Annotated in this window: 18 protein-coding genes; 2 read left to right on the top strand and 16 right to left on the bottom strand. The window is 56.3% G+C overall.

The window, feature by feature from the left end; genetic code table 11:
- Window positions 1-54: 54 nt before the first annotated feature.
- The 5 genes from KSF73_11565 to KSF73_11545 form a co-directional block, all read right to left on the bottom strand.
- Window positions 55-582, bottom strand: coding sequence for a hypothetical protein (locus KSF73_11565; protein ID MBV1776349.1), 528 nt, complete (start codon window positions 580-582; stop codon window positions 55-57).
- Window positions 579-1949, bottom strand: coding sequence for a peptidylprolyl isomerase (locus tag KSF73_11560; GenBank protein ID MBV1776348.1), 1371 nt, complete (start codon window positions 1947-1949; stop codon window positions 579-581). The genes KSF73_11565 and KSF73_11560 overlap by 4 nt, the downstream gene beginning before the upstream one ends.
- 63 nt (window positions 1950-2012) lie before the next feature.
- Entirely contained in the window at window positions 2013-3029 is a 1017-nt protein-coding gene (locus tag KSF73_11555) for a phospholipase (GenBank protein MBV1776347.1), read from the bottom strand.
- 415 nt (window positions 3030-3444) lie between these two features.
- Window positions 3445-4320 (bottom strand): hypothetical protein, encoded by an 876-nt coding sequence (locus KSF73_11550; protein ID MBV1776346.1) that lies wholly within the window; start codon window positions 4318-4320, stop codon window positions 3445-3447.
- 131 nt (window positions 4321-4451) lie between these two features.
- A complete protein-coding gene (locus KSF73_11545) occupies window positions 4452-5249 on the bottom strand; it encodes a transporter substrate-binding domain-containing protein (GenBank protein MBV1776345.1) in 798 nt (265 codons plus the stop codon).
- Between the two features lie 283 nt (window positions 5250-5532).
- Here KSF73_11545 and KSF73_11540 point away from each other — a divergent pair, with 283 nt between their 5' ends.
- Window positions 5533-11169 (top strand): GAF domain-containing protein, encoded by a 5637-nt coding sequence (locus KSF73_11540; GenBank protein MBV1776344.1) that lies wholly within the window; start codon window positions 5533-5535, stop codon window positions 11167-11169.
- On the opposite strand, the gene KSF73_11535 is transcribed toward KSF73_11540, so the two are convergent.
- Genes KSF73_11535 through KSF73_11525 form a run of 3 tightly spaced genes read right to left on the bottom strand, consistent with a single transcriptional unit; the run spans window position 11144 to window position 14205 of the window.
- Window positions 11144-11509, bottom strand: a complete 366-nt coding sequence (locus KSF73_11535; protein MBV1776343.1) for a response regulator — start codon at window positions 11507-11509, stop codon at window positions 11144-11146. The two genes, KSF73_11540 and KSF73_11535, sit on opposite strands and share 26 nt — an antisense overlap.
- A gap of 19 nt (window positions 11510-11528) precedes the next feature.
- A complete protein-coding gene (locus tag KSF73_11530; GenBank protein ID MBV1776342.1) occupies window positions 11529-12059 on the bottom strand; it encodes a chemotaxis protein CheX in 531 nt (176 codons plus the stop codon).
- Between the two features lie 52 nt (window positions 12060-12111).
- Entirely contained in the window at window positions 12112-14205 is a 2094-nt protein-coding gene (locus KSF73_11525; protein MBV1776341.1) for an Hpt domain-containing protein, read from the bottom strand.
- Between the two features lie 159 nt (window positions 14206-14364).
- Here KSF73_11525 and KSF73_11520 point away from each other — a divergent pair, with 159 nt between their 5' ends.
- Window positions 14365-14814, top strand: a complete 450-nt coding sequence (locus KSF73_11520) for a YaiI/YqxD family protein (protein MBV1776340.1) — start codon at window positions 14365-14367, stop codon at window positions 14812-14814.
- A 6-nt stretch (window positions 14815-14820) separates the two neighbouring features.
- Here the strand turns inward: KSF73_11520 and KSF73_11515 are convergent, their stop codons facing one another.
- The 8 genes from KSF73_11515 to recQ all read right to left on the bottom strand — a co-directional run bounded on the left by KSF73_11515 (window position 14821) and on the right by recQ (window position 23641).
- A complete protein-coding gene (locus KSF73_11515; GenBank protein ID MBV1776339.1) occupies window positions 14821-15429 on the bottom strand; it encodes a transporter substrate-binding domain-containing protein in 609 nt (202 codons plus the stop codon).
- A gap of 242 nt (window positions 15430-15671) precedes the next feature.
- Window positions 15672-17867, bottom strand: coding sequence for an OsmC domain/YcaO domain-containing protein (locus KSF73_11510; protein ID MBV1776338.1), 2196 nt, complete (start codon window positions 17865-17867; stop codon window positions 15672-15674).
- 111 nt (window positions 17868-17978) lie between these two features.
- A complete protein-coding gene (locus KSF73_11505) occupies window positions 17979-18164 on the bottom strand; it encodes a hypothetical protein (protein ID MBV1776337.1) in 186 nt (61 codons plus the stop codon).
- A 99-nt stretch (window positions 18165-18263) separates the two neighbouring features.
- Window positions 18264-18782: an outer membrane beta-barrel protein gene (locus KSF73_11500; GenBank protein ID MBV1776336.1), complete on the bottom strand. Its 519-nt coding sequence runs from the start codon at window positions 18780-18782 to the stop codon at window positions 18264-18266.
- A 117-nt stretch (window positions 18783-18899) separates the two neighbouring features.
- Complete coding sequence (locus KSF73_11495) at window positions 18900-19442, bottom strand: SRPBCC family protein (protein MBV1776335.1); 543 nt, start codon at window positions 19440-19442, stop codon at window positions 18900-18902.
- An 85-nt stretch (window positions 19443-19527) separates the two neighbouring features.
- Window positions 19528-20859: a HAMP domain-containing protein gene (locus KSF73_11490; GenBank protein ID MBV1776334.1), complete on the bottom strand. Its 1332-nt coding sequence runs from the start codon at window positions 20857-20859 to the stop codon at window positions 19528-19530.
- Window positions 20860-20881: 22 nt separating this feature from the next.
- Window positions 20882-21613 (bottom strand): two-component system response regulator OmpR, encoded by a 732-nt coding sequence (gene ompR / locus KSF73_11485; protein ID MBV1776333.1) that lies wholly within the window; start codon window positions 21611-21613, stop codon window positions 20882-20884.
- 192 nt (window positions 21614-21805) lie between these two features.
- Window positions 21806-23641, bottom strand: coding sequence for a DNA helicase RecQ (recQ, locus tag KSF73_11480; protein MBV1776332.1), 1836 nt, complete (start codon window positions 23639-23641; stop codon window positions 21806-21808).
- Between the last annotated feature and the right edge of the window lie 51 nt (window positions 23642-23692).

The raw sequence follows: 23692 nt of genomic DNA, 5'->3' as shown, positions 1-23692 counted from the left end.
GATTTAGCGCGCATAGGGGATCTGTATCTTGCGTGCTTCTCCGTCCTCATGGCCTCAGGGATGCAATTGCGGATGATCTTTCAGTAATTCGGCGCGCATGGCCTCGATCCGGCGCAACTTCTCTTCGCCTACTGCAATACGCGCTTCAGGTATCCCCATATTGCGTGCCTTCACAATGTCCGACCGGATTTGCGGGATGGCATCGTTGGCAGCCTGCACATAGGCCTGATAGAGACGCTGGTTCTGGCTCGCCTCGTAACGCTGGTAGGCAGCAGGATCGGCCAGTTCGGCTGCAGTGGGGGCAATATGGTCGACCGGGGTGTGTACGATCGGGGGGCTGCGCGGATCACCTTCGCGGGTGGCGATCAGGCTTTCGGTGGCAGAGATGGGGCGGGCAGGTTTGGCGGGCATGGTGTGCTCGCTCGTTGCGGGCAGAGGCCACTGAGCCGACTTGGGTGCAGCAGCTTGCCGGGACACATTCGTCTGGGGGGCATCCGCGAGGGCAGCATCTGGCGTAGGCCACAGCTGCCAGACTGTCAGACCGGTTACAGCGATCACGGATAATGCAATCCATTTTTTCATGAGCGCGGCCCCGCATGCGTGACCGGGCGGGCATCGGCCTGAATATCAGCTGTACTCAGGATACGAATGCTGGCATCGCGTCGCAATTTTGCCTGCAACTCGGCGAGCTGGCGTGCAGCTTTTTGCTGGGCGATGGCGCGGCTGGCTTGATAACGGACGGACTCCGAAGCAGGGTTCTGATAGCCATCACGGCGTGCATCGACGAGAACGATTTCCCAATAGGCCTTTTCCTGTGGTCCGGCGGGTGAGCGGATCGGCGTTGAAACCTTGCCAGGTGTCTGCATAAAGGCCAGCTCTTCCAGCCAGGTGAGTGTGGCACGATGGGGAATCACGCCTAGGTGACCACCGGTGCTGGCATCCGGGGCGGTAGAGTGCAGGCGGGCAAGCGCCGAGAAATCCTCTCCCGAACTGGCAGCCTTGAAGAGTCGTTGGGCCAGCGCTTCGCTGTCTACCCGGATATGGCGGGCTGTGACAGATTCGATCCGGTGGAAATCACTACGATGCGCCTGGTAGTAAGCCAGAATCTCTTTCTGGCTGACCGTTTCGGCTAGCTGATTGAGCAGTGCGCTGACGCTGTCCGTATCCATCGATAGGCCGTGCAGGCTGCGAACCTGCTGCAGGGTGTCCTGTTCGGCCAGCGAGCGGCGCAGATCAGCAACCTGTGCTTCTCCGAATTGCTGACGCGCCCATTGATGTACGTATAGGTTGGCCAGATAGAGTTGCGCTTGCTGGCGGATAAAACGCTGATCGCGGTTAAAGAGCGAAACGCGTCCCTGAACATTCTGGCGGCGATAGATGTCCTGTAGGGTGATAGCGGGAGCAGCGGCAAGGGTGGTCCGAAGGACAAGCACTTTGCCGGCCTCTTTGAGCTGCGCATCATTCAGGGTGTAGTCGAGGATGAGGCGGCTGCGTTTGCCAAAGACCCGATCCAGTTCTGTGGCATCGGGCTGGCGCAGTTCGGTGATCAGGCTGTCCAGCACGCCATTGGGCAATTGATTGATGCTGGTAGCAAGCTCGTTCGCGTAGACGGTGCGTAACTGGCCTGCCATGCGGTCGTCGAGTGCAACATCCGGATCGAATGCTACTCGGTTTTCCGGATGCAGGCCGAGTTGACCAAAGCGGGACTCGGCAACCGATGCAAGCAGACGCTGGGTAATCAGCGTGTCGAGGATGCTCTGGCGGCTGGATGAATCACCATTCAGTCGCGCCATGGCGCTATGCACATTGAGCGTCAGACGGTAGATCGGTTCGCTATTGATGGTGGCGATCACGGGTGGCGCGTCGGACTGCTGTGCCGGCGGGGTGGCGGCTGCCGCCATGGCTGCAAAAGAAGCGGCCAGCACGGTGTGCATGAGCCATTGACTCATGCAATGGAGTGACAGGAAAGCTGGTGCTGTCCGCTTCATAGTACTTATCCTCGCAGGCCGGAATTACAGACGTTCAGCTGCGCGGTTCAGCACATGCACAATCATGGCGATGGCGTGCGGCACGACTTTCTTGCCGACATTCAAGCGATCATTCTGATCGGTTGAGGACAACACAATGCCGCCATTTTTGTAGGAGTAAGTACCGCCTTGTGTCAGCAGCGGACGGATATCGTTCGAGGTGGCTGGAATCGGGGTGAAATCCTTGAGCGCAGCCGTGACCAGTGCCGGATCGTTCAGTTTGGCGCTGAAGTAGTAATCATCGACCCATTGTTCCCAGCCCGAGTGATTATTGGCCGAGGTGGTCCAGGTGTGATGCGGCTGTAACAGATCAGTCGAGTGCATTACGAAGCCGAGGCTTTGCAGGCTTGGGCTGTTGAGATATTGCTGGAACCAGTATTGCGCCAGATTGTCGATGGGCTGGAACGGAATGGCTTCGAAATCCGCATATTGCGACGGAGTGGAGTAGCCGCCCAGGCGATAGTGTGCTTCGGTCACGCCGTAAGAATTGTACTTGCTGCTATCACCAAACCAGCCCTTCATGCCGCCCGCGCCATCGTCCAGATAGTCGCCTTTCAGCCAGGATGCGGCCAGCTTGTCGACATCCCCGGCAACAGTCAGCTTGGCGTAGTTGTAGCCGCCAAAGGCATTGCCGTGTGCGTCAGCTCCGGATGTGTGATTCTGGAAGTGCCAGTAGCTCGTGTACTTCACAATGCTCTCGGCCAGACCCCAGATCGGAGCCATCTGGCAATCGCCGGTAATGGCGCCACAGATGTAGGTATCGGCAAAGTCGTCCACGTCATAGGCACCCTGGCCCATGGCAGTCGCGAACTGATCCACCGTGTAGCCAGCGCGGGCAAGACCTGCAGCCAGCTTGGCGTAGTTGGTCTTGTCCGGGTTGGCCTTCATGTAGTTCACGGCATCAATAGCGATGCGGCGATGGGTTTCCTGCTTGAAGGCGTGTGCGGGCAGCATGGCGCAGCTCAGTACAGCGGCAGCGGCGAATTTGATGATTGTTTTCATTGTCGTCCTCTATCGTTATGTAAATGGCGCAGGGTGCGAACCCTGTGCACTGCCTTGCATATACCAGCGGGGCAACCCCAACTAGCCAGTGCCCCCTCCGCAATGGCAGTGCCTATTGTAAGCAGGAAAAAATTGCAAAAATATTTACCAGATCAGGTGTTTACGGCGTTGCGGTCGACATCGTACCGGCTTTTGATCGAGCAATTGCTTGCTGGAAATTGCAGGGGGAAGGGCTTGGGTATTGGCGTCCGAGCTGCGTGAATGGCATCGGAAACTGTAATGACGTGCTATTGGAAATGAGGGGGGAAAGTTATTCCATCGAATTGCATGATCTTTGGGGAAAAAGACACACAAGGCCGATATTTGAGGGATGCGCGCAACAGCCTATTGCCGGTAGCTGCGCGCAAGGAGCAGATCAAGTCGCACTGCGTGGGCTCACCGCGTTGCCACTCCCTCGCAGACGCGTCACTTTGCTGAGCAAATCAAACCAGAATGGCGCACCAAAGAGAGCCGAGGATGCGGTGAAAAGCCAGCCCACGGCATGTACCAGCCAAGTTAGACCGTCATCTTGCCAGGGCGATCTCTGCCAACCGATGGGTAGACTATTGAGCATTCTCAATGCTTGACCCTCTTCTGGGGTTGCACTGAAGATGGCTAGTTGATCGGGGGTAAGTTGCTGAATCCAAAGTGTTTTGAATAAATGGATACAGTCGATATTGCACCCGACCGCCAGCATCAGTGCGATCAGGAAAGACCAGGCTTGCACCTGGCGCTTGTAGGCGCCAGACACGCGAGCCATTCCCTGATCAAACCAGGTGGCAAGGGCGGATTCCATGTGTGCTACATCGTCAGCCGATCGCTGGACGATGCCGGTCAGTAGCCGGCGCAATTGCGGATCGGCAATGCCTTGCTCGATTTTGATAGGAAGGGAATCACCCGGAAGCGCATGTAGGCGCTCCAGCAATGCTTGCGCAAACTGGGGCGCGGCAATGTATGAGGGCGCGTGCCTGATCTGATCGCAGTGGCTTGCCTGACCATCACCTCGCGGGTGCACCAGCGGGTGATTGTATAGCCAGAGCAATAGCGCTTCGGATGTCAGCGCGGTTGGATGGGCAGGCGAGACGGAGCGAGCGTCACAGTTTAAGAGTGCGCGAATGCCGTACAATAATTGCCGCGATCGTAAACCCAGCATAGATGCCAGCGCTTCGTAGATAGAACTGGTGAATAGACTGACCGATGCAAAGCAGGCGACCATGCCCATTACCCACTCGATCACATGACTGCCTAACATACTATCTCTCCGGGATGGAACGGGAGAGGATAGTAAACGATGTAGTCAGGTTTTTAACTGATTGATTGTCTCAATCGTGATTGGCGCCACCCTCAGTGAGGAGGCTGCGTCCTGAAAGCAACATACCTGCATTAACGCGTTGCGGCAGGCGGAAAAGTTCCGCATTGCTTTACTGACTGTGCATTCCGTTCGTTTAATAGTTGCTCAATTGCACCACTGGCATGCAAGCGCTCAATCGCTTTGCTCAGGGTTGCCAGCGGAACAAGAAAACGAGAGTGCTTTGCCGCGGCCAGCAAGGTATCTTGCTTACTCATCGGTTTTGCGAGTACTCGCCACTGATTAATGTGGCCGAAGTCACAATTCAGCCTTTGCTCAAGCTTGGTCCGGTCAGTTTGGGCGGTTGTCAGCACCAATACATTCGCCCGTCCGATATCGAGCATCAGTAAGCGCTTTTCAAGTGATTTCGCACCGTCTTCGATCTGAAACCAGTCACCACGGACGGCTTCAAACGCTTCTTCGTAATGCGAATCCGAGGGGATCGACAGGGTTTTGCCCTTGAGGTCTTCGAGCTTTGCGTAATGAAAGGTCTGATCTGCCCGCGTCACTAGCCAGAAATACAGCGTGTAGATCGGGGGAGAAAAGACGTATTGAGCATCGGTTTCTGGTGTTCGCAGCTGACCCCAGATAATCCCGCGTCCTTCGCTGCTCATCAATTGCGCGCGCCGCCACGGATAGGGCGTGATGACGAGATCCAGTCCGGTCTCCTTGGCTAGTAGCTTAACCATTTCGATACGCAGGGGTGAAATTGGCAGGGCTTCGCCGTTTGCCCCTGTCTCCTGCCCCATAATAATCGGGATGGATGCGGCACTCAGTACGCTGTGCAATAGCCAGACCATCAGTAAGATCAAACAGCTTTGTATCCGCTTCATGCCTGACATCCTTTCACCGCAAGCAGGTGCGCAGCAAGCCTGCATATGATTGGCATAGCTCAGGATGCAAGTGCATACCGATCGACAAGATAAGCGGCCGGATAAACTGACGTATGTCAGTTAGACGGCTGTATCCTGCCCATTTCCGGGGCATCTCATCTGTTCATCAGCTATGAATCTAGAGTGACGCCAGTACGTTCGATAGAGCGTATGGCTGTAATTTTTCTCTTAGCGGTCGACAATGCGCTGTCTACTGACCCTGATTTTCCGTCTGATGTGTCTCATGCTGCTGCTTCAATGCAGAGCTCATGCTGTGCCTGCCCATGAACAATGGGAACTCGCCGGTGATGCGTTATTTCACAATATGGGCCCCGAACGGGGGCTGCCGAGTCCGGTTGTGCAGACGCTTGCGCAGGATGGCCGCGGCTATATGTGGGTGGGTACACAGGATGGCTTGGCACGTTGGGATGGATATCGCTTCAAAGTGTATCGCCCGGATCCCATGCAGCAGGGCAGCCTGCCTGCCTCCTTTATTTCTGTGCTGCATACCGATGCGAGCGGTCGTTTGTGGATCGGAACCAATAATGGGGGGTTGGCACTGTACGATCACCAGTCTGATCGCTTTAAAACCTTTGGTTCGGGCAAAGATGGCTTAAGTAGCCCCTCTGTATATGCCCTGGCGGCTGACGGCCGGGACGGACTCTGGATTGCAACAGATGGTGGTTTAGATCACCTTGCAATGTCTACTGGCCAGATTACGCATGTGCAGATCAGCGGTGAGCATGATGCGTCTGCTGCCCGGATGGCGGTGGCGGATGTATGGATGCTGGACAATGGGACGCTTCTAACGGCCATGCGTGACGGCGTGTGGCGGCGTTTACCGGGGCAGCAGCAATTTAGCCGTCTGGAGACAAAGGGAAAACGCGATTTAAAAGATGTTGTGCGCCTGTTTCAGGATAGTACCGGGCAGATTTGGATGGGTACGCGTGGCCGTGGCGTGTTTGTCTGTTCCGGCGCGGATATTGCGAAAGCGGAGCCACTTCAAGGTCGGTGGCATCTTGTGAACGAGGGCATTCAGGATGTCGCAGAGCCAGCGCCGGGCGAAATCTGGTTGGCCACAAGCAGTCGCGGTATCGCAAGGTTGGATATCGATGGCAACAAGCTGCGCATGTTGCGTCATGAGGCTGCCCGTGCGAGTAGTCTGCCTGATAACAGTGTGACCGCGCTGTACCGTGATCGCTCCGGACTTGTATGGGTGGGGACGAATCGCGGACTGGCCTTGTTTCATTCGGGTCAGCATGGCATTTACACCCTGTTTGGCGAAACCTCCCGGTCTCAGGTGCTGACCAGTCGAGATGTGTCCTCCTTATTGTTCACTTCGGATCAGTACCTGTGGGCGGGCAGCCCGGACAACGGTGTCGAAATACTCGATCTGGGGGGAAACCGTGTGTCCGAAATTTGGCCGTCCGAAGGCGGGTGGTTCCCCCAGTCGGCCATGACCCTGGCAATAGCAGAAATGCCCGGTGGCGACGTTTTCCTCGGCACAACACAGGGTTTGTTTCGACTGAAAAAGCCCGGTAGACGACCCGGTTCCGGCGATCAGATCCGTTTTCCCGAACATGCAGAGGATGTGCGTATTGCCTCCTTGCACGTGAAGGACAATGTACTGTGGATTGGTACCCTGAATCACGGCCTATGGCGATTGGCGCTGGATCGAACTGGCAAGCTGGAACATGTCGACAGCGAGCGTCTGGATCGGAGCCAGATTCGGGCGATTGAATCGGGGGTAGATGGTCAGCTCTGGCTCGGAACGCGCAATGGACTGTTGCTTGTCGATCCGGCAAAGCACCTTGTAGAGCCGATTCAGGCAAATCCCTCCGATCCGGAAGGGCTGGGAAGCGGGTTTGTGTCCTCGCTGAGGACAGATCATCAGGGCAATCTGTGGGTCGGTACGTTCGGGAGTGGCGTACAGGTCCGGCTACCAAAGGGCTCGGGGGGACGTTATCGCTTCCGCACGTTTGGTGTGCAGCAGGGGTTGCCCAACGAAAACGTCAATGCCATTCTCATTGATGCTGCGGGGCTGGTTTGGGTCAGTACGGACAATGGTCTGGCGCGCATTGACCCCGAGCGTGGCACGGTTGAGGCGCTGGGAGAGGCAGATGGTGTAGCCATTCATAGTTACTGGGCCAATGCGGGGGTAGTCACGCCTGCTGGAAAGCTCATCTTTGGTGGACAGGGAGGCTTGACGATAGTTAACCCAGAGCAGATCAGACCCTGGGTTTTTCGCCCCCCTGTTGTATTTACGCGCGTGACTCTGGGCGGACATGACGTGGCAGTCCCTGACGCCATGGGAGGGCGGCCTGCCAATCTGCGCGTCGCGCCGGATGCCAACAGCCTGACTGTTGAGTTTGCTTCGCTGGATTATTCCGAACCCGAACTCAATCGTTATGCCTACCAGCTGGTTGGTTTTGACGCCGAATGGATTGAGACAGACTGGCTGCATCGCTCGGCTAGCTATACAAATCTTTCCCCTGGGCATTACATACTGAAGGTAAGGGGAACGAATCGCGCGGGCGCGTGGAGTCAGGCTGGCGCCGAATTGCATGTCGAGGTCTTGCCCGCCTGGTATCAGACCCCCCTGTTCAAACTGGCGATGACACTGGTGCTGGTGCTGGGTGTCGTGGCATTGATCAGAGTCCGCACGCGCAGGCTCAGGCGGCAACAGGTAGAACTGCAAGCTCAGATCGATGCTAAAACCGAGGAGTTGCGCGAGGCCTACGAGGCGCTTCTGGGCTCTCACCAAACCATGGTTGGCGCAGCCGATACCCTCAGACAGATCGGTGAAATCGGTCAGGCCATTACGGCTTCGCTGGATGAGAGAAGCGTCTACACCATGATGGCAGCGCGGATTCCTGCCATGCTTGACACCACTACGCTCAGCATCTACCTGGTCGAGTCGGGTAGTGAGACGCTGTATCGCGCCTTTGGCATGGAGTCGGGGAAGGCGTTGCCGGAGATTCGCTACGATATCCATGATCCTGCGCTGAATGTATCGCGCGCAGCGCGGGAGCAGCGGCTATTGCTGGTGGAATATCCGCGCAATGATTTCGAGCGTCATGAACCGGGCACCATTCATACGCTGACCGCGCTGTTTTCACCGCTGATGATCGGACAGCGGCTGATCGGTGTGATGACCATCCAGACCACGTCAGAACACGCTTACGGTGAACGGGAGCAGTCAATCTGTCAGGCGTTGAGCAGCTATATCGCTATCGCGATTGCCAATGCGAATGTGTACGGCGACATCGAGCGACAGGTGGCAGATCGTACCCGTGAACTGCAGGACTCGAAAGACGCATTGGCTGTGTCGGCGGACTTGCTGCGCAGCCTGGGTGAGGTGGGGAAGGACATTACGGCCACGCTGGATCTGGAAGCTGTTTTTTCGGCCATCTACAAACACGTGATTGCCATGCTCGATGTCAATACGCTGCGCGTGGTGTTACTGGACGAATCCGGCACGGTTTTGCGCAGTTGTTTCGGCGTGGAAAATGGCGAACGTCTGCCGGATGACGAGTTTGCCATTGACCACCCGGCCGCGAACTCGGCACGTGCCGTCCGCGAGGGACGTGAAATTCTGGTCGATTTTGAACCCGGCGAAGATAGCCCCTCCCGCATTCCCGGCACGATCGCGATTGCTACTGCGCTGTTTACCCCGATCAAACTGGGTGACCGGCTGATTGGGGTGATGTCTATCCAGACTGCAAAGCGCCACGCCTATGGCGAGCGTGAACAATCCATTTTCCGCGCGCTATGTGCATATGCCGCTATTGCGATTGCCAATGCAACCATGTATCAAAGCATTGAACGCACCGTGGCCGAGCGAACGGATGCGCTCAGGCAATCCAATGAAGAATTGCAGCATTCCAATGAAGAGCTGGCGCAGTCAGCCCAGACGCTGCATCTGCTTGGCGAAATTGGTCGTGACATCATGTCTTCGCTGGATGCAGAGGCAATCTTTGATGCCATTTACCGGCATGTCAATCAGCTGCTAGCCAGTAATGTGCTTGAAGTCTACGTTGTCGACGACGAACACGCCTATCTGCGGGGGGTATACAGTGCGGAGGATGGCCGCCGGCTTCCGGTTCGTCATCATGCATTGGATGATCCGCTCAGAAACTCGCCGCGCGCTGCGCGAGAACGCAGAGAACTGGTGGTGGATTTCGATCCGGCAGAAGACGATCCCACCCATGTTCCCGGCACACAGAATCAGCTCTCAGCGATGTTTGCCCCGCTGCTGTTTGGAGAGCGCCTGATTGGTGTTATGTCGGTTCAATCGCTGCGCCGCTTCGCCTATGGCGAACGCGAACAGGCCATCATGCGGGCGATATGTGGCTATGTCGCCATTGCGCTGGCAAATAATGAAGCCTTTGCGCATCTGGCAGCGAGCAAAGTCCATGTCACGAGTCTGCTCGATAACTCGGGCGAGGGCTTTCTGTCGATTGATGCGCGCGGGGTGGTTGATCCGGAATGCAGTCTGGCCTGTGAGACCATGCTGGGGTGCAATCCGGCAGGCAAACTGGCCGCACCACTGCTGTTTGCCGAAGATCTGGTGGCCATGGATTTGTTCAATGACTGCCTCACCAAGGTATTTGCCACTGCGGATGCATTCAAACGCGATTTGATGCTGTCACTGTTGCCGGAGGAGGTTTGCCTGCGATCACGCATCCTGTCGATACGCTATCGCTGGATTGAAATCGGGCATGTGATGATTGTGCTGGACGATGTGACCGAGGCGCGGGAACTTGCAGAGGCAGTAGCTGAACAGCAGGCGCGCATGGAAATGATTGTGGCGGCAGTCAGCGAACCGGCTCATTTCCGGCAGATAGCAGGCGCGCTGCGGGCATTCTGTGATCAGGGGCTGGATGCTGCAATTTCCCACGATGCCCCCCCGGCCGACATGCTGCGCGATGTGTACCGCATGGTGCATACATTCAAGGGAAATGCTGGCCAATTCTCGATGCGTCACACGGTGAATGCGCTGCATGCACTCGAGACTGCGCTAAGTGATCTGTCAGAAGGCAGTGGGAGGCTGTCTGCCAGACATATCCGGGTGGTGGTGGATCGGGCCGGGTGTAGCAAGGCGCTGAATGCGGACTTGGATAGTGTGAGATCGCTGTTGGGTGAAGACTATTTCGAGGCGTCCGATTCACCCGCTCCCTCGTATGATGTGGTGAAACTGGCGGCGCAGGCGGCGGCACTGTCCACGGAAACCGATCCGGACAGAGTGAGGGCGGGGCTGGCTGCACTGACAGCGGAAATGCGTGAGGCCATGCTGCCGGACATAGCCAGTCTACTGCAGCAATCTGCCCGTAGCGTGAGTCAAACTGCAGCGGCAATCGGGAAGCTGGTTCATCCACTGGAGATGATCGGTGAGACGGAGCTTAAACTTGATCCTGACCAGTATCCGGGTGTCTTTGCCTCATTGGTGCATGTATTGCGGAATGCAGTGGTGCATGGGATTGAGTCGCCTGCGGTACGTGCAGCAGCAGGTAAACCTGTTGTCGGTCGTGTCAGCTGTAAGGTGAGTCATGATCAAGACTGGCTTACGCTCGAATTAGAGGATGATGGTGCCGGGATTGATGTGGATCGCTTGCGTTTACGTTATCTGGAGCATACCCGGTTATTGGGCACGGAAGCCGGATCAGCACCTTCCAGTGAGATAGATGTGCTGGAGATGTTGTGTACCGACGGCGTATCAACCACCGAAGCAGCGGACACATTTTCCGGGAGAGGCGTCGGTCTCGCTGCAACACGGCAGGCCATCGAACAATCGGGGGGACACCTGTCTGTGGATACCCAGGCGGGTAAGGGCACACGCTTTGTTGTGCGCCTGCCTATCCGCCTAAGCCCGCAATTGTAGACATGAGTTTGTCAGGCTTAACAGGTTTGAGAATATAGCCCTTGGCACCGGCATCAATGGCGGCAAGCACCATTTTTTGCTGGCCATGTGACGTCACCATGATGATTTTGGCGTCGGGAAATGACTCGATAATCAAACGAGTCGCCTGCACCCCATCCATATCCGGCATGGTGATATCCATGGTCACCATATCAGGTTGCAGCTCGCGGTAAGCATCAATGGCTTCCCGCCCTGTATGGCAGACCCGGACAACTTCGTGCCCCATTGTTTCGATAATGGTACTGATTCGTTCGGTGGTGAGGCTGGAATCATCAACCACAAGGATACGCAGGGTTGTCATGCTGTTCTCCCAAGCTCGCTCAATCTGTTTGTTCGATGTAATTCAGATCGTCATCAAACAGATCGGCGGGGCCGATAAAGTTGATGTCAAAGTGTCCGTGGGCTGTCTCTAGTGCAATGCAGGCAAAGCGGGCTGCATGCGGGCGATGGATACTGCGTGCCTGCTCGATGACGACGGGCGGCGACAGGGGAATGATGTCGGCATCGCTCTGCCAGTCTTCCGTGCAATGTCCTGCGACAATATTGACGATCTCCAGCGCGGCCTCCCGACGGTAGGTATCCCATTTCAAGCGAGCCCGCGCCTCGTCCGGCACCATCCGCCGGGTGAGTTCATCCAGCATGCTGTATTCAAAGCTGAACGCCATCAGCAGATTAATTGCTCCACCTACGCCAACAATTGCGGTGACATCGCGGAGTACCAGCAAATCAACATGCTTGGATGTCCGCACGACGCGCATGACATCCATGCCAAACTCGTCGGACAGGAGATCTCGTGTCCGTTTGAGTGTGGCATCCATGCTGCCGGAGACTAATCTGATCGCGCGACTCATGTTGTGGAAGGTGAGTAGATCATTCTGGATTCAGTATAGTCAGCCGCACACATCATGCAGGGCGCGATGGATGGGTGGCGGCAGGATGGGCGGGGTAGGGCAGTTGAATCCGGAACTGCGTCCCGGCACCGGCTGCGGTGCTGACGTGCAACTGCCCTCCACAGCGTTCGATAGCAAGACGCACGGCACCCATTCCAATGCCTCTACCCGAATAATGGTCAGCCGTTTCACGACTGGATAACCCATCCATACAGATCAGATCGAGCAAGGAAGGTATATCCGCTTGCACCACGCCACCTGTACGCTGGCTATATTTGGCGAGCAGCGTGTGTTCCGGGATGCCGCTGCCATCGTCTTCGATGCAGAGTTCAATCGATCCGGCCAGCAGGTTGACCCGGCAGCGGATTGTACCAATGGACGGCTTGCCCAGTGCCAAGCGATCAGCTGGCGCTTCGATTCCATGCACCACGCCATTGCGGAAAATGTGAACCAGCGAGGGAAACACATCGGGATAGTCATCGGGATCCAGCCGCACCTGAATGTCGCCCTCCAATTGCAGTGGTGCCACATGCTTACCGGTTCCGGCTGCGGTTTGCAGCACTGTCCGTGCATAGCTTGCCAGTGTGTCAGACAGGGGGGGCTGGACGGCTGTGACCAAATCGCGCAACAACGTCTCTAACACTGGTGAAAGATCCGGGCTGCCATTGCGCCGCAACCACTCACGTGCGCGTCCAGCCAGTTGTTTGAGTTCGCTCGCCTCGTCCCGGAAACCGTCGATGAAGCCATCGCCCAGTACATCCCGGATGCATTGCAGATCCATCTGCAGTGCGTCCTTGCAACTGGCACGCGCAACAACGGTCTGGATGTGGCGCGGCTGCAGCTTCCCCATCCCGTCGCTCAAGTCGCTTAGATCACTTTCCAGCCGGTGCAGGGCTTCTACGGTGTGATGCATGGAAAACTGCGCCGCATTGCCTTTAAAGGTGTGCACAACGCGATAGAGCTCGCGCAATTCACTGGCAGCAAGTGGCGCAGAAAGATGCACATTATTGAGAACATGATCGAAAAAGGCAGACAGGGTATGCACCGTTTGCTGGAATGTCGCCGGATCGCTGGCCGCCGCCAGCATCATCTCCATCCTGGCATGCTGCAGTTTAACTTCGCGCTCTAACGTACGAGCCTCAGTCACATCATCTAAAACCACCATCAAATGACCGTTTTCAATAAGACGATAGCGAATGGCTAGTGTGCGGTCATTCAGGCTGGTTTCAGGTGGGAGCAGCGAAAGCATGAGTCCCTGCTTGGCTGCATCCGTACTATTGAACACGCGTGCCATGCACTCATCAAATAGCTCCTGTGCAGCCATATCTTCCGCAAAAATCAGCTGTCCCGCGCCTTTACCCGCAGGGTCGGTCCCGAGCATTGAAAGGCAAGCCTGACTGAATTCCGTTCCAATGGTTTTATCCGGTGCGACAGACAGAAATCCCTCACCAGAATGATCTAATAAGCTTTTAAGATGGGCTTTACTGAGATGGACATGCTCGTTGGCCTCTTGCAAAGCGCCATTAATCTGGCGCATCTGCTTGCGGAAGCGGTACATCATGCCCGAGAAAAAGGAGAGCCATCCCCCCACCACGATCATGGTGGCGATCATCAGAATCTGGCGCTTTAGATCCAGTACACCGGGCAGATAGGTCAGCACCCACCAGACATCTAGCGTATACCAGCCAATCAGCGCCGCACACAGGCTACCCAGCTCGTATCCGCTTAGCCGGAATGCACCGAAACTCAGTGCCACGGCCATCGATAGCATAATGATCTCGCGCTCGCTACCCATGAAATGCACGGAGGGCATGATCACGAAGCCTGAAATAATCAGCTGGAATTTGGTCAGGCTAGGGTCGGAGAACTTCAGGTTCCAGCCGTGCTTCACCATGTAAATGACAGAGCCGCACGCCAGCAGCATGCCCGTGGACATGATGATGACGGATAGCCAGGGCGTCATGCCCAGCAGTGCACTGATCAGCGTGCACCCGAGCGGAATCATGTACGCCAGCAAGCCGAGCGCGGCCCTGCGCAAGCGGATTTCCTGCTTGTCGCGCAGTTCGGTCACGGTTTTGCCGGATGTCATGAAATGCAGAATGCCCACGCTGGCCCCGTTTCGACACCTGTTTTGGCGATATGTGTTCAATATTTATAGATGGAGGGCAAGCACAGTGCAGGCTCGCCCGCCTAACGTGAACTCCGATATCATGTGTGCAGTGGCTGTCCGGATGGGTGGGCGGCAGAATCGATTGAAAGTATGTGCATGAATATCTGGGTAGACGCGGACGCCTGTCCCGTAGCCATCAAGGAAATCTTGTTTCGTGCGGCAGACCGCGCCAAAGTCCCGGTGACGCTGATCGCCAACCAGTTGCTGCGGGTGCCGCCGTCGCCCTGGATCAAGGCAGTACAGGTGCCATCCGGCTTCGATGTGGCGGATCAGCGCATTGCACAGGAAGCGGTAGCGGGTGATGTGGTGATCACGGCGGATATTCCGCTGGCAGCGCTGGTGATTGCCAATGGCGCCATCGTCATCGACCCGCGTGGCGAAATCATCGACAAACGCAATATCGACGAACGCCTGAGCGTGCGTAATTTCATGCAGGAGCTGCGTAATAGCGGCGTGGAAACGGGTGGCCCCAGCGCGCATTCCGCGGCGGACCGGCAGGCGTTTGCCAATCAGCTGGATCGGGTGCTGGCGAGGCGGCGCAGCTAGGCGTTCCTAAAAGCCGAAGCCATGCAGTGCCCCATTGTTCCGCAGATTGCGCACAGTGGCATCCAGCCGGGAGATGTCCTTGTCGCCGACGGCACGATTGCAGGCAATGAATCCATCGATGGGTGCAATGATCAGGGCGGTTTTCAAGGCGGGGTTGCCCGCAGCTTCGAGATTGAACTGTGCGGCCAGACTGTTTTCCGCCCAGAGGTCGATTCTTCCCGCCAGCAGCTTTTTCATGCTGCTTGCAGAATCATTCCCTTCCTCGATTTTCAAGCCACGCTCGGCCAGCTGGCGGGACAACACTGACCCGCGGAGCACCCCGATCGTATAGGGCTTTGCCTGATCAAGCGAGGTCAGCTGAATGCTGCTATCCGGGCGGGCATACAAACGGGCGGTTTGCCGGACGATCGGGCCTGCCCATTTGAACTGAGGCTCGTTTGTGGGGGTACGTGTGGTGCCAATACCGCAACCGCGTGGCTGGCTTTCAATATTGGCGAACGCACGTGCTAGTGGAACGACTTCTATCTGGATCGGAATGCCGGATTGCTGCGAAATTTTGTCGATAACATCGACGCCTGTTCCTTCCGGCTTCTGGCCATCCTTTATTTCAACCACACCGGGGAACCGGGGTAGGTAGAAGGTCAGCCCATCTCCGTAGCATGCAAGGCTTAGAAGCGGGAGGAGTAAAAGGCGTAAAGGACGCATGGTCTGTCTGGTGCCTGCGGACTTGGGCGCGATGTTCGCCAAGCATTGAAGGGATGACCAGACTATAGGAGGCAAGCCCGACATTTGCCAGTATGCGAGGTGTAGCATCAGCATGAAAAAGGGTGGCCGAGGCCACCCTGTCACGTCGATACTTACTGTGCAGCTTTTCCTCGCGCCACATGCAGCTTCTTTAAACTATCCAGCAGACGCTGATGGCGATCCAGCCCTTCCAGTTTCATGCTGGTGGGGGTGAGGCCATGGAAGCGCACACTGCCATCGACTGAACCCAGCGCAGCGTCCATGCGGGCATTGCCGAACATGCGACGGAAGTTAGGCTCGAAATCGGCCATCTCCAGCTCGTCATCCAGCGTGACTTCCAGCACCACATCCAGCGTCTGATAGAACAGGCCGCGTTCGACGGTATTGTCGTTGTACTGCAGGAAGGCACCGACCAGATCCTGCGCTTCTTCGAAGTTGCCTAAGGCGAGATGAATCAGCAGCTTCAACTCCAGTACAGTCAGCTGGCCCCATTCGGTATTCTCATCAAACTCGATGCCGATCAGGGTGGCGATATCTCCGTATTCGTCCAGCTCGTTGTTTTCCAGGCGATCCAGCAAGTTTTCCAGCGCCTCGTCATCCAGGCGATGCAGGTTCAAGATGTCTTCGCGGAACAGCAATGCTTTATTGGTGTTGTCCCAGACCAGATCTTCCAGCGGGAAGACTTCGGAATAGCCCGGCACCAGAATGCGGCAGGCGGTGGCGCCCAACTGATCGTATACGGCGGTGTAGGTCTCGTGGCCCAGTTCGTCGAGGATGCCGAACAGCATCTCGGCTTCTTCGGCATTGCTGTGCTGGCCGCCGTTGGTGAAGTCCCACTCCACAAACTCATAATCCGAGCGGGCACTGAAAAAGCGCCACGACACCACGCCGCTAGAGTCGATAAAGTGTTCCACGAAGTTGTTCGGCTCTGTCACGGCTTCGCTGGCAAAGGTGGGGCGGGGCAGATCATTCAGACCTTCAAAGCTGCGACCCTGCAGCAGTTCGGTGAGGCTGCGCTCCAGCGCCACTTCAAAGCTCGGATGTGCGCCAAAGGAGGCAAACACGCCACCGGTGCGCGGATTCATCAGTGTCACACACATTACCGGATACAGACCACCCAGCGAGGCATCCTTCACCAGCACCGGAAAGCCTTGCTCTTCCAGCCCCTTGATGCCAGCCACAATGCCGGGATACTTGGCCAGCACCTCGTCCGGTACATCCGGCAGGGCCAGTTCGCCTTCGAGAATTTCGCGCTTGACCGCACGCTCAAAAATCTCGGAGAGACACTGCACCTGTGCTTCAACCAGCGTATTGCCCGCGCTCATGCCGTTACTACCGTACAGGTTTTCGACCAGACTGACCGGGAAGTAGATGGTTTCGCCATCCGAACGGCGTGTAAACGGCAGCGAACAGATACCACGGGCGATATTGCCGGAGTTAGTATCAAACAGATGTGTCGCGCGCAGCTCGCCATCGAGGCTGTAGATGTCGAGACAATGCTCATCCAGCACGCCTGCGGGCACCGCATCATCCTTGCCCGGTTTGAACCAGCGTTCGGTCGGGTAATGCACAAACGGCGCGTTGGCGATCTCTTCACCCCAGTACGATCCGGCGTAAAAGTGATTGTTGCTGATCCGCTCGATGTATTCCCCTAAGGCCGACGCCAGCGCGCTTTCCTTGGTGGCACCCTTGCCATTGGTAAAGCACATCGGCGAATGGGCATCGCGAATATGCAGCGACCACACATTGGGCACGATATTGCGCCACGATGCGATTTCGATCTTGATGCCGAGGTCAGCCAGCAGACCCGACATATTGGCGATGGTCTGCTCCAGCGGTAGATCCTTGCCGGGAATGTAGGTCGCCGCACCGGCATCGGCATTCACGGTCAGCAGGGCTTGCGCATCGGCATCGAGGTTTTCCACCTCTTCGATGATGAATTCAGGCCCCGTTTGCACCACTTTTTTCACGGTGCAGCGGTCGATGGAGCGAAGAATGCCTTCGCGGTCTTTTTCAGATATGTCCGGCGGCAGTTCGACCTGAATCTTGAAAATCTGCTGATAGCGATTTTCCGGATCGACAATATTGTTCTGCGAGAGGCGAATGTTTTCGGTCGGGATATTGCGGGTATTGCAGTACAGCTTCACAAAGTAGGCCGCGCACAGGGCGGACGACGCCAGAAAGTAGTCAAACGGTCCCGGTGCCGAGCCATCGCCCTTATAGCGGATGGGCTGATCGGCGATCACGGTGAAGTCGTCAAACTTGGCCTCCAGCCGCAGCTTATCGAGAAAGTTGACCTTGATTTCCATGTGGGGAGACTCCAGAAGGGGGCGGAAAGCTGTACATCAGCGGCCGAAAAGTTGACCGATGGCGCACGCACATCGCCAAAATGTGTTTCAACCCGGCAGTTTAACGTGTTTTTATTGGGTAGATGCCTGAATCAGTGACACAGTCGGACAGAATGCAGTGACCGTATCACATTTATTTTCGCCCATCAGCGCAAACGGTGCGCCGTGCGGATCGAATGCAGTGAAGATGCATGCGCCGCCGAGAACCAGGTGCGGCTCCATGACCACGTTGCCGCCTTCAGCTTGAATGGAAACCATGCGCACCAAAAGCGTGTACGTGAAAAGAGCCTGATGAAATCAGGCTCTCATTGTATCTCGAACAGGTATCTCAAACACCTTGCCCGAAAAAACGGGTGATTAGAAGTGGTAAGCCGCGCCTACGGTCAGGGTCGACAGGGTAACGCCCTCGATATCACCTGTACGGGTGTATTCGGCACGCAGGTCAACCTTCGGATTGACCGCATATTGCACGCCAAACCCTACAAAACCACGGTTGCGAGTTTCGGAGTCATGAAAACCACGGCCATTTGATTTGGCTGTGACGCTTGTACCACCAATGCGGCCAGTCAGCGAAACTTGACGATTCAGGGGAACCAGACCCACTACGCTGGCTTGCCACGCGTCCGCGCTAACAGACACGCCATTGCCGCTGATCTTGCCGTAGTCGCGATATCCGAATTCGACTGCGACATTTGAATCAAAGCGATAGCCGGTAAATGCCGACCAGCTGGTATCTTTTTTGGTCAGGGTGTAGCCGTCGCCTGCATCGGCATCCATGCTACTTTGACCGCCGTCGCCACCAACGTACAGGCTGCTTGCTGCTGCGGGGGTGATCAGGGCAGCGGAGAAGAGCAGGGTAGCGATGATCTTGTTCATAATATGGTGTCCTCGTTGTGTTCTGAATCTGCGCATACAGTCCGGATATATCGGATATATTGCATGCCTTCATCATAAAAGGGCGCACCTTAATGAAAACTGAATCAATCGGCAACCTTATTTGCCCTTTTCAGTAAATGTCTTGAGATTAGTGAGGCTCAATTCTAGATCTGGTCCCATCAATCGATCTGCAAACAAGCCAAAATAGCGGTACAACGGATTGTCACCCAAGTGACCTTCCATGCTCCATGTCACGCGGGTAGATTGGTTGCCGCGCTCAAGTCTGAACGTGCCTTCTGCATCGGTGCCGGTAGACTGCAAGCGGATGATGTAATGCAGCTCATTTGGCTTCGCTGTGCGCGTAATGATGGCATTGCCATTCCCTGAGCGGCCGCCTTGCCAGGACCAGGCCGCATCTCTCCCGCGTTCCGGTCCTGCGTATTGCACGGTCATTTGCGGATCACGCTGGTTCCACGCTCCCCATTTTCGCCATTCACGAGGGGTCTCCAGTAAGTCAAAAATGCGCTCGGGCGAGGTCTGAATGGTAATCGAGCGAGTGACGGTATAGTGATCGGATAGCGTCAGTGAAATTAGAAAGAGTGAGGTGATGGCAACTGCGGATACGGCCAGGACCGGTCGAAGGAGTCGGTGGTGGGGCATATCTGTTCCTGGGTGAAGGGTGGGCGTTGCGATGTTCAGTTATCTGAATGCATCCCCTATAAAGCAAGCACAAATGGGTGAGTGGTCAGTCTGCATTTTCCCTGGCAGGCATCTGGATACGCACAATCAGGCCGCCTTCGGCATGGTTGGACAACGTCAGTGTGCCGCCATGAATGCGTGCAATCCGCTCAACAATGGCCAATCCCAATCCTGAGCCCCCATCTGCTCTGCGACTGACATCCAGCCGGTGAAATGGCTTGCTGGCATCCCCAATCTGATCGTGAGGAATGCCGGGACCATGGTCGCGGATAGTGAGTGTCAACTGCCCGTCATCCAGGGCTGCGATGACTTCTACACGATTTCCACCATACTTGAATGCGTTATCCATCAAATTGCTGAGGGCACGCTGGATGGCAAGGGGTTTCAGGTAGATCAGCGGGATATCGGGTGCGCAGTGCAGGCTGATGAACTGGCCGCTACGTTCGTAACGCTTGATCAGGCCTAGCAGCAATTCCTTGATATCACAGAGATGTGCTTCTTCCCCGGTATCGCCGCGAGCAAAATTGATGAACTGAGTCAGAATGTGTTCGATGTCTTCGACATCTTCGCGCATCCCGTCACGCAGAGAATCGTCATGCATCAGTTCGACGCCCAGCTTCATCCGAGCCAGCGGGGTGCGCAAGTCGTGGGAAATACCGGCCAGCATCACATCACGCTCGGATTCGCTGCTGCGTAAGTCTTCACGCATATGATTGAAGCTGGCTGACAGCTGGCGCACTTCCAGCGGGCCGCTTTCTTCGAGCGGAGGAAGATGCTCGCCGCGCCCCAGTCGTCCGGCGGCTTCTCCCAGGCGGCGTAGCGGCTTGTTTATCCAGAGTGCAAATAATGCGGCACCGGCCAGCGTGGAGAGTAGAAAGATGGCAATACTGACGGCAAATTCCCACGTTGGAAATTCGCGCGACTTGCCAAGCGGAATGACCAGCCAATACGGCTCGCCAAGCATTTCTACATGAACCCACAGCTGCTGCTTATTATTTGCAGCCTCGCGCGCCTCGCCAACGCCGACCAATCGGGCTTTGAGTTGCTTGATGATGGCGCGTGAAATGGGTGATAAAGGCGTGCCTGCTAATGGTAGGGTCGGGTCGTTTTGCAGGGCAAGATGCGGGACATAAGGTCGTCCTTGCAGGGTGATCCATTGACGCTGCTTGCCCACGGGCAGCCCATCAAGCATGTCCTCCATATCGGAGAGCTGATCAGCAGCATTATCCGCAAGTTGTGAGGCAACCAGTTGCTGCCGGGTATGGCCGAAAAGAAGTACCACGCTGGTGAAGCTAATCGCCAGCGTGACGGCCATCAAGCCCGCTAAACGCCACAGAATGGTGTCGGAGGGCAATATGCGCCGGAGCCACTTCGTCATGGGGATGTGCGCCCAGACCTGCCTAGCGCTGACCGCCATCCGGCACAAACACGTAGCCAAACCCCCAGACGGTTTGGATGTAGCGTGGTTCGGCCGAGTCTTCTTCGATCAGTTTGCGCAGACGGGATACCTGAACGTCGATACTGCGGTCAAACGCCTCGTGTTCGCGTCCGCGAGCCAGCTCCATCAGGCGCTCGCGCGAGAGCGGATGGCGTGGATGATTGACGAATACGCGAAGCAGGGCAAATTCGGCATTGGTCAGCGTGACCGGCTCGCCCGCTTTGCTGAGGCGGCGATTGCCGATGTCGAGGTGATAATCGCCAAAGGTATAACTTTCGCCTTCTGTCAGTGGGGCTTCGAGTGCATTGGACTCTTTATGGCGGCGTAGTACGGCATTGATACGTGCAAGCAACTCGCGGGGATTAAAGGGTTTGGGGAGGTAATCATCCGCGCCCATCTCCAGACCGATAATACGGTCGATGTCTTCTCCGCGCGCAGTCAGCATGATGATGGGGATATTGTCCCCCTGCGCCCGCAGACGTCGGCACACCGACAGCCCATCTTCACCCGGCAGCATCAGGTCTAGCAGCACCAGATTCGGACGATTGCGTTGCAGGCGCGCATCGAGGCGAGAGGGTTCGTCGTAGGCATCCACGCTGAAACCCTGCTCAGTCAGATAGCGCTGCACGAGTTCGCGCAGGCGGGGGTCATCATCAATCAGGACAATCTTTTTCGGCGTGACAGCGGTATTCATGAACACAGTTCCATGGGCGGGATAGGCGAATTAACGGGCTACGTCCTGCATTGGTTGACATGCTGCGGGCATTCAAACGCATGATATAACGCATACATGTGGCTGGGACAGAGTATATGCGGGAATATTCCCGAATGACTTCCAATATTCTGTCAAGGTTGTAAATTTCCCTTGCAGAAGGCTGAAAATGCCTTATTCGAATGAATGCGCAGCCCCTTCACCCCGCAGCGCGTCCAGAAATGCAGCGCCATATCGATCCAGCTTTTGCTGACCCACGCCGGGGACGCCTGCCATTTCTTTCATATTTGACGGATGCTTATCCAGCATAGCTTTGAGTGTGGCATCGGTAAAAATAATGTAAGCAGGCACATTCTGCTCGTCGGCCAGTCGTTTGCGAAGCGTGCGCAGACGGTTCCAGATCGGCATCTGATCGGGTGCAATATCCAGAGAGGCGTGACGACTGGCTGCGCCGGACGCTGCGGGCTTGATTCGACCTGCGTGCTGGCGCAGGGTGAGCGACATTTCGCCTTTCAGGAGCGGCCGCGCATGGTCTGTCAGACCCAGCGCACCATGTCCGTCAGGAATGATCTGCAGGAAGCCGCCTGCTAGCAGTTGCCTGAATAATGCGCGCCAAGCGGTGTCGGACAGTTCCTTGCCGATACCCCATGTACTCAGTCGATTGTGGAAGAGCTGGCGAATGCGTTCGTTGTCCTTCCCCAGCAATACGTCAATGACATGACCGGCACCAAATCGCTGCCCTGTACGGTACACACAGGAAAGCGCCTTGCGCGCAGCATCGGTCGCATCCCACGTCTGTGGCGGCGTCAGGCAGTTGTCGCAGTTGCCGCAGGGGTCACTCTGCTCACCAAAGTAACCAAGAATAATCTGGCGTCGGCAAGCGGTGCTTTCAGCCAGCCCCAGCATCGCCGACAGTTTGCTACGTTCGATATGCTTTTGCGATTCTGGTGCTGACGAACTTTCGATCATCTCCTTGATCTGCATGACATCATTCAGCCCATAGGCCAGCCATGCATTGGCTGGGAGACCGTCACGACCTGCACGCCCGGTCTCCTGATAGTAGCCCTCCAGGCTCTTGGGTAGATCCAAATGCGCCACAAAACGCACGTCGGGCTTGTCGATACCCATCCCGAACGCAATGGTGGCGACCATCACAATCCCGTCTTCTCGAAGGAAACGGGTTTGATTGCGTGCGCGGACGCCTGCGTCTAGCCCCGCGTGGTATGGCAGTGCGCGGATGCCTTGATCGTTCAGCCAGGCGGCTGTTTCTTCGACACGTTTGCGTGATAGGCAATAAATGACGCCGGCTTCGTCTTCGTGCTCGCGTTCGATAAAGTCCAGCAATTGCTGGCGGGCATTGTTCTTTTCGACGATGGCGTAGCGAATATTGGGGCGGTCGAAGCTGGAGATGAATTGCGCTGCTTCGCTCAGCCCCAGTCGGGAAATGATTTCCTCTCGGGTGATGGTATCGGCGGTGGCGGTGAGTGCAATACGCGGAATGTGTGGAAAGCGTTCGTGCAGCACCGATAGGCCGATGTACTCGGGCCGGAAGTCGTGCCCCCACTGACTGACGCAGTGTGCTTCATCAATGGCGAACAACGCCACCGGGCCGCTCTCCAGTAGCCCCATCAATCGTGGCGTGAGTAATCGTTCGGGTGCCACGTAGAGTAGTTTCAGTTCGCCGCGCAGAAAGCTACGTTCGATTTCACGGGCGGTATCTGCATCAATCGTGGAGTTGAGGCAGGCTGCAGCAACCCCTGCCTGATGCAGTGCCTCAACCTGATCCTGCATCAGCGCGATGAGTGGAGAGATGACCACGCCACACCCTTGGCGAACCAGTGCAGGTACCTGATAGCATAGTGATTTCCCGCCGCCGGTAGGCATCAGCACCAGCGCATCGCCGCCATTGATAACATGATCGACAATCTCTGCCTGACGACCCCGGAAGGCAGGGTAGCCAAAGGTATCGCGCAGGATATCCAGTGCAGAGTGGGGCGTAGTGTGTGACAAGGGGCGCTGCTCGGTGTGGGTGCGTAGAGCTGCGCAGTATATCAGGGCGGG

It is taken from the genome of Burkholderiaceae bacterium DAT-1 (assembly GCA_019084025.1).
Taxonomy (GTDB): Bacteria; Pseudomonadota; Gammaproteobacteria; order Burkholderiales; family Chitinimonadaceae; genus DAT-1.
This window is presented reverse-complemented; position numbering and strand designations above follow the sequence as displayed.

Coding starts and splice junctions, on each gene's coding strand:
- KSF73_11565 (MBV1776349.1), bottom strand. CDS start 582: ATGAAAAAATGGATTGCATTATCCGTGATCGCTGTAACCGGTCTGACA.
- KSF73_11560 (MBV1776348.1), bottom strand. CDS start 1,949: ATGAGTCAATGGCTCATGCACACCGTGCTGGCCGCTTCTTTTGCAGCC.
- KSF73_11555 (MBV1776347.1), bottom strand. CDS start 3,029: ATGAAAACAATCATCAAATTCGCCGCTGCCGCTGTACTGAGCTGCGCC.
- KSF73_11550 (MBV1776346.1), bottom strand. CDS start 4,320: ATGTTAGGCAGTCATGTGATCGAGTGGGTAATGGGCATGGTCGCCTGC.
- KSF73_11545 (MBV1776345.1), bottom strand. CDS start 5,249: ATGAAGCGGATACAAAGCTGTTTGATCTTACTGATGGTCTGGCTATTG.
- KSF73_11540 (MBV1776344.1), top strand. CDS start 5,533: ATGCTGCTGCTTCAATGCAGAGCTCATGCTGTGCCTGCCCATGAACAA.
- KSF73_11535 (MBV1776343.1), bottom strand. CDS start 11,509: ATGACAACCCTGCGTATCCTTGTGGTTGATGATTCCAGCCTCACCACC.
- KSF73_11530 (MBV1776342.1), bottom strand. CDS start 12,059: ATGAGTCGCGCGATCAGATTAGTCTCCGGCAGCATGGATGCCACACTC.
- KSF73_11520 (MBV1776340.1), top strand. CDS start 14,365: ATGAATATCTGGGTAGACGCGGACGCCTGTCCCGTAGCCATCAAGGAA.
- KSF73_11510 (MBV1776338.1), bottom strand. CDS start 17,867: ATGGAAATCAAGGTCAACTTTCTCGATAAGCTGCGGCTGGAGGCCAAG.
- KSF73_11505 (MBV1776337.1), bottom strand. CDS start 18,164: ATGGTTTCCATTCAAGCTGAAGGCGGCAACGTGGTCATGGAGCCGCAC.
- KSF73_11500 (MBV1776336.1), bottom strand. CDS start 18,782: ATGAACAAGATCATCGCTACCCTGCTCTTCTCCGCTGCCCTGATCACC.
- KSF73_11495 (MBV1776335.1), bottom strand. CDS start 19,442: ATGCCCCACCACCGACTCCTTCGACCGGTCCTGGCCGTATCCGCAGTT.
- KSF73_11490 (MBV1776334.1), bottom strand. CDS start 20,859: ATGACGAAGTGGCTCCGGCGCATATTGCCCTCCGACACCATTCTGTGG.
- ompR (MBV1776333.1), bottom strand. CDS start 21,613: ATGAATACCGCTGTCACGCCGAAAAAGATTGTCCTGATTGATGATGAC.